This window comes from Mesorhizobium sp. M2A.F.Ca.ET.067.02.1.1 (assembly GCF_004023285.1).
Classification (GTDB): Bacteria; Pseudomonadota; Alphaproteobacteria; order Rhizobiales; family Rhizobiaceae; genus Mesorhizobium.
This window is the reverse complement of record NZ_RZSB01000164.1, coordinates 1-9,458: the sequence shown is the minus strand read 5'-3', so window position 1 is coordinate 9,458 and position 9,458 is coordinate 1. Positions and strand designations below refer to the sequence as shown.

At 65.7% G+C, this 9,458-nt stretch carries 10 protein-coding genes; all 10 read left to right on the top strand.

The features are described from left to right. The first annotated feature begins 94 nt into the window (after positions 1 to 94). A complete protein-coding gene (locus EOA28_RS14010; protein WP_127249295.1) occupies positions 95 to 2,041 on the top strand; it encodes an acetoacetate--CoA ligase in 1,947 nt (648 codons plus the stop codon). After that, positions 2,038 to 3,189: a thiolase family protein gene (locus EOA28_RS14005; protein WP_127249294.1), complete on the top strand. Its 1,152-nt coding sequence runs from the start codon at positions 2,038 to 2,040 to the stop codon at positions 3,187 to 3,189. Before EOA28_RS14010 ends, EOA28_RS14005 begins: the two co-directional genes overlap by 4 nt. Continuing rightward, positions 3,189 to 3,629, top strand: a complete 441-nt coding sequence (locus EOA28_RS14000) for a zinc ribbon domain-containing protein (RefSeq protein WP_127249293.1) — start codon at positions 3,189 to 3,191, stop codon at positions 3,627 to 3,629. The genes EOA28_RS14005 and EOA28_RS14000 overlap by 1 nt, the downstream gene beginning before the upstream one ends. Continuing rightward, positions 3,626 to 4,078, top strand: coding sequence for a MaoC family dehydratase (locus tag EOA28_RS13995; RefSeq protein WP_127249292.1), 453 nt, complete (start codon positions 3,626 to 3,628; stop codon positions 4,076 to 4,078). Before EOA28_RS14000 ends, EOA28_RS13995 begins: the two co-directional genes overlap by 4 nt. Next, a complete protein-coding gene (locus tag EOA28_RS13990; RefSeq protein WP_128314972.1) occupies positions 4,075 to 5,319 on the top strand; it encodes an MFS transporter in 1,245 nt (414 codons plus the stop codon). The genes EOA28_RS13995 and EOA28_RS13990 overlap by 4 nt, the downstream gene beginning before the upstream one ends. Before the next feature lie 52 nt (positions 5,320 to 5,371). After that, positions 5,372 to 6,226, top strand: a complete 855-nt coding sequence (locus EOA28_RS13985; protein ID WP_127249290.1) for a GntR family transcriptional regulator — start codon at positions 5,372 to 5,374, stop codon at positions 6,224 to 6,226. 202 nt (positions 6,227 to 6,428) lie between these two features. Further along, a complete protein-coding gene (locus EOA28_RS13980) occupies positions 6,429 to 7,205 on the top strand; it encodes an SDR family oxidoreductase (RefSeq protein WP_127249289.1) in 777 nt (258 codons plus the stop codon). 27 nt (positions 7,206 to 7,232) lie between these two features. Beyond that, complete coding sequence (locus tag EOA28_RS13975) at positions 7,233 to 7,892, top strand: L-fuculose-phosphate aldolase (protein WP_127249288.1); 660 nt, start codon at positions 7,233 to 7,235, stop codon at positions 7,890 to 7,892. A 69-nt stretch (positions 7,893 to 7,961) separates the two neighbouring features. Then, positions 7,962 to 8,963: a sugar ABC transporter substrate-binding protein gene (locus EOA28_RS13970; protein ID WP_210212019.1), complete on the top strand. Its 1,002-nt coding sequence runs from the start codon at positions 7,962 to 7,964 to the stop codon at positions 8,961 to 8,963. Positions 8,964 to 9,031: 68 nt separating this feature from the next. Then, positions 9,032 to 9,458 (top strand): ATP-binding cassette domain-containing protein (locus tag EOA28_RS13965; protein WP_189342041.1); only part of this gene is annotated, 427 nt, incomplete at its 3' end.

The following is a 9,458-nucleotide window of genomic DNA, read 5'->3' as shown; positions in this document are numbered from 1 at the left end:
CCGCTTGACATTCTGGTTATAACCAATAATCATGAAATGCATCGGCAGGCAAGGTCGCGGCATCGAGCCCGGCCTGCATTGCGGGAGGAAATCCATGTCATCCGTGCTTTGGACGCCGGCGCCGGCCGCGTTCCAATCGTCCAATCTTGCGCGCTTTTCGATGGCCAACGGCTTCGATCCGCGCGACTACGAGACGCTGCATCGCTGGTCCATCGGCGATCCCGGCGCCTTCTGGCGAGCGATGTGGGATTTCGCCGAGGTCATTGGAGATCCGGGCGGGAGCGCCTTCCTGCGCGACGACAATGCGCCGATGACCGGGAGTCGCTTCCTGCCGGAAGCGACACTCAATCTCGCGGAAAACCTGCTGCGCGGCGACGAGGAGAGGATTGCTCTCATCGAGGCCGACGAGAGCGGCCATTTCCAGACCATCACACTGGGCGAATTGCGCCGGCTCGTCGCTAGGACGGCGCATGGCCTGCGCGCGGCCGGCGTCGGCAAGGGCGACTGCGTCGGCGGTATCCTGCCAAATAGGGTCGAAGGGCTCGTGGCGCTTTTGGCGACGCTTTCCGTCGGCGCCATCTGGTCGTCCTGCTCGCCGGATTTCGGCGCCGCCGCGATCGTCGACCGCCTCGGCCAGATCGGCGTCAAGGTGCTGTTCGCCGCGCCGCGCTACCGCTATGCGGGCAAGGAGCACGACATCTCCGCCAGGCTGGCCGAGATCGTCGCCGCGATGCCGACGGTGACGACGCTGGTGCTGACCGGCCAACCCGGCCCGAAGCCGGATTGCGCGGCGGATTGCATTTCGTTCGACGATTTCGGCCGCGACGCTCCTCTCAGTTTCGAGCGCGTGCCCTTCGACCACCCGGCCTATGTGCTCTACACCTCCGGCACGACAGGCGCGCCGAAGGCGATCGTCCATCGCGCCGGCGGCGTGCTGCTCCAGCACCTGAAGGAGCACCTGCTCCACGGCGACGTCCGCCCGGGCGACGTCATGAGCTGGTACACCAACACCGCCTGGATGATGTATCACTGGCTGATCTCAGGTCTGGCCTGCGGCGCGAGCGTGGTGCTCTATGACGGCGCGCCGATCCTGAAATCGGCCGATCGCCTCGACCCCAGTCCGCTCTGGAAAATGGCCGAGCGCGCTCGCGTCACGCATTTCGGCACCAGTCCTAAATACCTGGCGACACTTGCCGCCGAAGGTTACGCGCCGGGGCGCCTGCATGATCTCTCGTCGCTGCGTTCGCTGCTGTCGGCCGGTGCGCCCGTCTCACCCGGGCAGTTCGACTGGGTCTACGATCATGTGAAGCGCGACATGATCTTCGCTTCGATCTCCGGCGGCACCGAGATCATCGGCTGCTTCCTGCTGGGATCGCCGATCCATCCTGTGCGGCGCGGCGAGCTGACCGTGAAAGGGCTCGGCCTCGCCGTCGGCGTCATGGACGAGCGCAATGCGCCGGTCATCGGCCGGCAGGGCGATCTCGTCTGCACCGAGCCGTTCCCGTCCATGCCGCTGGCCTTCTGGAGCAAGGACGGCGACGCGCGCTATCACGCCACCTACTTCGCCGCACGCCGCGAGATCTGGACACATGGCGACGTCGCCGAGATGACGGCTTACGGCTCTGGCGTCATCCACGGCCGCTCGGACACGACGCTGAAGCCCGGCGGCGTGCGGATCGGCACGGCGGAAATCTACGCCGCCTGCGAGAATTTTGCCGAGATCGAGGATTGCCTGGTCTTTGGCGCGCCCATCGAAGGCGACGAGGAGATCGTGCTCTGCGTCAAGCTCAACGACGGCTTTGCGCTGACCCCCGAGCTCGCCATGCGAATTCGCAAAGCGATCCGCGAAGGCGCCTCGCCCCGTCACGTGCCGCATCGCATCCACGCGGTGCAGGCCGTGCCCTATACGCTGAACGGCAAGCGCGTCGAGGGTGCCGCCCGCGCCACGCTCGAAGGCAAGCCGGTCAAGAACATGGCTTCGCTCGCCAATCCCGCCTGCCTCGACGAATACCGCGCGCTCGACCGGAGCAAGGCGGCATGAGCCGGGCAAAGGGAGCGGTCGTCGGCATCGGCGAGTTGAAGCCGCAGCGCCTGACCAGCGGCGTGACGACGCTGGAGATGATCGCCGAGGTCTCGCGCCTGGCGGTGCTCGACGCCGGGCTGGAGCCGGCGGCTATCGACGGGCTGCTGGTCGGGCCGCAGGTCGGCGAGACGCCGCAGCATGTTCCGGCGACCATAGCCGAATATCTGGGACTCGCGCCGACCATGGCCAATGTCGTCGATCTTGGCGGCGCGTCCGGCGCAGGCATGGTCTGGCGCGCGGCGGCCGCGATCGAGGCCGGCATGTGCGAGGCGGTGCTGTGCGTGCTCGCCAACAACCGCGAGGAGGTTGCACCCCGCTCGCCCAATCGCAATCCGATCCGCGAGTTCGACGTGCCTTTCGGCGCTTCGGGCGCCAACATCTCCTATGCGCTGCTGATGCAGGCGCATATGGCGGAATACGGCTCGACCGCGCGAGATTTCGCGCTGATCGCCGCGGCGGCGCGCGCCAACGCGCAGCTCAACCCCGACGCCATCTTCTATGGCAAGCCGGCCGATGTCGAAGCGGTGCTTGCCTCGCCGATGATCGCCTCGCCGCTGCATCTCCTCGAAATCGTCATGCCGGTCGCCGGCGGCGAAGCGGTCGTCGTCACCTCGGCCGAACGCGCGCGGTCGCTCCGCAAGCCGCCTGTCCATCTGCTCGGCGCCGGCGAGAAGGTCACGCACCGCGCGGTCAGCCAGGCCCCACACCTGACTTCCGGTCCGCTGAAGAGCGCCATGGCAAGGGCCCTCGCGCAGTCCGGCACGAAGGCTGACGAGATGGGCCTTCTGTCGCTCTACGATTGCTACACGATCATGGTCGCGACCACGTTCGAGGATGCCGGCCTCTGCGCGCCGGGCCAGTTCGGCGCGTGGCTGAACGAGCACGATCTGTCGCACAAGGGCGACAAGCCGCTCAACACACATGGCGGCCAGCTCGGCTTCGGCCAGCCCGACCTTGCCGGCGGCATGACCCATGTCGTCGAAGCGGTGCGCCAGCTGCGTGGCGAGGCCGGTGAACGCCAGATCGGCAAGGCCGGGCTCGCCCTGGTCACCGGCAATGGCGCGACGATGAGCGAAGCGACCGCCCTGGTGTTGGGGGCCGCCTGATGTCCGTCGATCTCAACACGCTGAAAACCCCTGGCCCGACGATCACCGCGCTGTCCAGGCCGTTCTGGGATGCCGCCGCCGAGGGCCGGCTGACCATCCAGCATTGCGAGGATTGCGGCAAGGCCGTCTTCTATCCGCGCCCGATCTGCCCGCATTGCTGGAGCAAGCGGCTGGTCTGGAAAGACGCATCGGGCAGGGGACGGCTCAAATCCTTTTCCAAGGTGCATAAACCCGGCCATCCCGGCTGGCTGCCCGCGGCACCGTATGTGGTCGGCCTGGTCGAATTGGCCGAAGGCCCGACGATGCTGAGCTTCATCCTGCCCGGCACACGGCCGCAACAGATCGGAGACATGCTGTTGCTTGCGCCGACCGCCATCGGCGGCCGTGTCCTGCCGGCCTTCAGACCAGTCGAACCCAGAGCAGAGGAGAAGCCGCAATGAGCACCGAAACGAAGGACGGTTGGGTGGGTGTCGTGAAAGGCCGTCCGCAGGTCGGCGCCTTCGCCGAGCGCACGCGACGCACAAGGATGAGCGACATCGAGGCCTTCACCGGCATCACCGGCGATCGTAATCCCCTGCACTACGACCGCGCGCTGGCCGAGAAGTTGATGTTCGGCAAGCTCATCGTGCAGGGCGGCGTCACCTCCGGCATCCTCAACGCGTTGGTCGCCGAGGATCTGCCCGGCCCCGGGACCGTGTTCCTCGAAGTGGCCTGGAAGTTCGTCAAGGCCGTTGGCGTTGACGAGGAGATCACCGGCCGCGTGGAGGTCAAGGAAGTGCGCCCCGACAAGCCGATCTGCAAGATCGAGACCAGCGTGCGCAACGGCCAGGGCGAGCTTTGCCTCACCGGCACGGCCACGGTGTTCACCGTACCGCTGCAAGGCGCATGAGCACGCTCGCTGTCGGCCGCCTTGGCATGGCGGCCGACAGCGAGCGCTGGCGCGTGCTGTCGCTGCTTTGCCTGGCGGTCGTCCTGTCGCTGACCACGTGGTTCTCGGCGACCGCGATCCTTCCCGAATTGAAGCAGGAGCTGGCGCTGGGCGCCAGCGCCGAGGCCTGGCTGACCAATGGCGTCCAGGTCGGCTTCGTCATCGGCGCGCTGGTGGCGAGCCTGGTCAATTTGCCGGACCTTGTACGGCTGAGCCGCCTGATGGCGGCAGCAGCCCTCGTCGCTGCTTTAGCCAACGCGACGCTGCTCTTCCATCCCGGGCCGGGCGGTGTGATCGCCGCGCGCATCGTCACCGGCGCCGCACTTGCCGGCGTCTATCCGCCGGCGCTCAAGCTGGTCGCCACCTGGTTCGCGCGCGACAGGGGACTGGCGCTCGGCGCGGTCATCGGCGCGCTCACAGTCGGTTCGGCGCTGCCGCATCTCTTCCGCGCCGTCTCGACCGTGCTCGACTGGCGGCCCGTAGTCGCCGCGGCAAGCGTGGCCACCGCTGCGGGCGCGCTGCTCTTCCTGCTGTTCGCGAAGGAAGGACCCTATCCCTTCGGCAAGGCTATCTTCGAGCCCTCGCGCATCGGCCGGGCGTTTCGCGAAAAGCCGCTGCTCCTCGCCAATCTCGGCTATCTCGGCCACATGTGGGAGCTCTATGCCATGTGGGCCTGGCTGCTCGCCTATACGCGCGCGGCCTTCGAGGCGCAGGCGATCGGAACCGCCGCCACAGCCTCGCTCGCGACTTTCTTCGTTGTGGCATCCGGCATCCTCGGTTGTCTGCTCGGCGGCTATCTGTCGGACCGCATCGGCCGCACCGCCACCACCGCCGGCATGATGCTCGTCTCGGGAAGCTGCGCGCTGCTGATGGGCTTTCTGTTCACCGGACCGCTCTGGCTGTTCATGCTGGTGGCGATCGTCTGGGGCGTTTCGGTGATCGGTGATTCGGCGCAGTTCTCCGCCGCAGTCACCGAACTTGCCGACCGCCGCTTTGTAGGCACCGCCCTGTCGGTGCAGCTCGGCGCCGGTTTCGCGCTGACGGTGCTTGCCATCTGGCTGACGCCGCGCTTCGCCGACTCCATCGGCGGCTGGCGCTGGGCCTTCCTGCTCCTGGTTCCCGGACCGCTTCTGGGGGCCGCCGCCATGCTATGGTTGCGAAACTTGCCGGAGAGCGTGAAAATGGCTGGCGGCCTCCGATAGGGTGGCGCTGCCGCTTTTGAGTCGCGGCAAATGATTTTGCGGCGGGACCCGAATGGAACAGGCAACCAGAACGCGCGGGCGTCCTCGTTACGATCAGGAAGATGCCGAGGCGGCCGCGGCGTTCCGCTCGATCGGCTCGAAAGTCCAGCTCAACCGCGACGAGGCGGCCCCGCTCTGGGTGCAGCTGCGCAACCAGGTTGAGGAGGCGATCAACACCGGCCTGCTGGCAGCCAATTCGCGCATTCCCTCGGAACAGGCGCTTTGCGATTTCTTCGGCGTCTCTCGTCCCGTCGTGCGCGCCGCGATCGGATCGCTCTCCAATGAAGGCCGCATCATCAAGATGCCGCGCAAGGGCATGTTCGTCGCCGCTCCCCGCGAGCATGTAGACTTCATGACCGCCAATCTCGGCGTGTTCGACGATTTGACCGCCAAGGGCCACAAGGTCTCGACCCGCACGCTGGAGATCTACCGCTGCCCGCCGAGCGAGAAGGAGTCCAAGGTCTTCGGCATTCCCGCCAATGGCAGCGTGGTCCGCATCAGCCGCGTCTACATGACCGACGGCACGCCGATCACCATGACGCGCATCAGCCTGCCGGGGCATCGGGTCCCGGGGCTGGAGAACATCCTGTCGGAAAACCAGTCGATCTTCGGCACCATCCGCGCCGTCTTCGGCCTGACGGTGAAGCGTGCCGACCGCTGGCTGCGTGCCGCGCTTCCCACCAAGGAAGAAGCCGATCAGATGGGTGTCGCCGCCAACACGCCGCTGATCGAGATCGAGTCGATCGCCTATGATTCCGACGGCGCCGCGCTTGAATATTACGAGGCCTTCTACAACTCCTCCGTCGCCCGCATCCACATGGCGGTCGAGCAGCCGTCGGCGACGGTGAACGGTGTCGATCGCACCTGAATTGCGCACATCCAAAAAAGATTCCGTTTTCTGGTTATAACCAGATTGACGGACCCGGGAAGCTTCTGTAACGTCCCTGTCAGGGGGTCGGGAGGAGCCTGACACCGGAGGCATTATCAGGACCGGCCGGCTTGCGGCGCCGCTTCGGCGGCGAGGGTGGAATTTTGCCCGCTCTCAGGCCTGGTTCCGATGGAGGACGTGCATGGATTACCGGTCGCAATTCGACCTGACGGGCGAGGTTGCCGTCGTCACCGGCGGCGCCAGCGGGATCGGACTTGAGGCCGCCAAGGCGCTGGGGACTTGCGGCGCGAGGATCGTCCTGCTCGACATGAATGCGGATGGGCTGAAGGCCGCTGCCGAGGCGCTCCAGGCCGCTGGCGTCGCGAGCGTCGATGGCCGCGTGTTGAACGTTACTGATCCGCAAGCCGTCGAGGCGATGGCAACCGCAGTCGTCGCGGATTTCGGCCAGGTCGATATCCTGGTCAACAGCGCCGGCATCGCGCGCCTCAACACCGCGCTCGACACGCCGGACGAAGAATGGCGCCTGGTGATGGATGTCAACGTCAACGGCGTCTACTGGGCCTCGCGCGCCTTCGGCCGTTCGATGGTCGACCGCAAGAAGGGTTCCATCGTCAATCTGGGTTCCATGTCGGGGCTGATCATCAACCGTCCGCAGACCGCGCCGTCCTACATGGTGAGCAAGGGCGCCGTGCACATGATGACCAAGGCGCTTGCGGTCGAGTGGGCGAAGTCAGGCGTGCGCGTCAACGCGCTGGCGCCGGGCTACGTCGGCACCGACATGACGCTGAAGATGCGCGAGCGTCCCGAACTCTTCAATACCTGGATCGACATGACGCCGATGGGCCGGCTGGGCACGCCGCAGGAGATCGCTTCGGCGATCCTGTTCCTGGCGTCGCCGGCCTCGAGCTACATGACGGGCGCGATCCTGTCGATTGATGGCGGCTACACGGCCTGGTGACGGACTGAGCAAGGATTGGAATATCGCATGACCGTTTCGGACCGAGATGTGCGCCAGGCCATCATCGACGCCTGTATCGAGATGAACGCACTCGGCATCAACCAGGGCACATCAGGCAACATCAGCTGCCGCCATGGCGAGGGCATGCTGATCTCGCCGACGAGCACGCCCTATGACACGCTGGTGCCCGAAGACATCGTCTTCATGGGCTGGGACGGCGAGGTCGACGGACGCCTGCCGCCGTCCAGCGAATGGCGCTTCCATCTCGACATCATGAAGGCGCGGCCCGAGGTCAACGCGGTCGTCCATGCGCATCCGACCTATTGCACCACAATCGCCATCATGGGCCGGAAGATACCGGCGATCCATTACATGGTCGCGGTCGCCGGCGGCAACGACATTCGTTGCGCGCCCTACGCCACCTTCGGCACGGCGGAGCTTTCAGCGCACGCGGTGGAGGCGTTGCGCGGCCGCAAGGCCTGCCTGCTTGCCCAGCATGGCATGATCGCCATCGGGTCGAGCCTCGCCCAGGCGATGTGGCTGGCCGTCGAGGTCGAGACGCTGGCGCGCCAGTATCACGGCGCCCTGCAGATCGGCGAGCCGCCGATCCTGTCCGACGAGGAGATCGAAAACGTCATCAAGCGCATGGCGAGCTACGGCCTGCGCGACAATGACGCCGCTGCCTGAGGAGCAGCAACTGACTGTTTCGCATATCCTCCGGGACGGCCCGGAGCGATCAACAAGGGAGGAAATGAAATGACCAGATCCATGAAAGGCCTCGTCAAGGCGCTCGCTCTGGGGTTGGCGGCGGCTTGCAGCCTGGCCGCCATCTCGGGCGCCAGCGCTGAGGAACTGTCGCTCAAAGGCAAGCGCATCGGCGTCTCCGCCATCGGCACCGACCATTATTGGGACCTGATGGCCTTCAAAGGCATCCAGGACCGCGTCAAGGAGCTCGGCGGTGAAGTCATCGCGCTCGACGCCGGCCGCAAGGACCAGCAGCAGATCGCGCAGCTGCAGACGCTTATCGCGCAGAAGCCGGACGCGATCATCGAACAGCTCGGCAATCTTGAAGTGCTGAACCCGTGGCTGCAGAAGATCCGCGACGCCGGCATCCCGTTGTTCACGGTCGATACCGCGACGCCGCACGCCATCAACAACACCACCTCCAACAACTACAATATCGGCGCCGAGATCGCGCTGCAGATGGTCGCCGACATGGGCGGCAAGGGCAATGTGCTGGTCTTCAACGGCTTCTACAGCGTGCCGGTCTGCAAGATCCGGTACGACCAGCTGAAATATGTGCTGACCTCGTTCCCGGATGTGAAGATCGTCGAGCCCGAGCTGCGCGACGTCATTCCGAACACGGTGCAGAGCGCCTATTCCAACGTCACCGACATGCTGACCAAGTCGCCCGAGAAGGGTTCGATCGGCGCGGTCTGGGCCTGCTGGGACGTGCCGCAGATCGGCGCCACGCAGGCGGTCGAAGCCGCCGGCCGCAACGAGGTCAAGACCTACGGCATCGACGGCAGCCCTGAAGTCATCAAGATGGTGATGGATCCGAAGTCGTCGGCCGGCGCGGTCGCGGCGCAGCAGCCTTATGAGATCGGCAAGACCTCGGTCGACAATGCCGCGAAATATCTGGCCGGCCAGAAGGTGCCGCCCTTCACTTTCGTGCCTTCGGTGCTGATCAACAAGGAAAATGCCGTCGAAAAAGGAAAGCCGTTCCTCGACGCCGCCGAGAAGGCTGGCGTTAAATAGGACGGAACGAAACGGCGGGCAGCCGCGCCTATGTGGCTGCCCGTCACATCCAACCAGGATTGACGGCCATGCAGACAGCAAAGCGTGACATTGCTGTATCGATGACAGGCATTTCGAAACGGTTCGGTCCGGTGCGCGCCCTGGAAAACGCGAACCTCGAGATCGCGCGCGGTTCGATCCTCGGCCTTGTCGGTCAGAATGGCGCCGGCAAGTCGACCATCATCAAGGTGCTGGCCGGCATCATCAAGCCGGACGGCGGCTCGATCGTAATCAACGGCGAGACCGTCACTTCGCTGACACCGGCCTCGGTCGAAAAGCTCGGCGTGCACTTCATCCACCAGGACAGGCTGCTGGTGCCGACCGCGACGGTCGGCGAGGCCGTGTTCCTCGGCCATGAGATCGGCCTCGGCCCATTCGTCAGCCGCCGCGCCATGGAGCGCAGGGCCGCCGACCTGCTGAAGCGGTTCTTCGGCATGGAATTGCCGGCCGGAACGC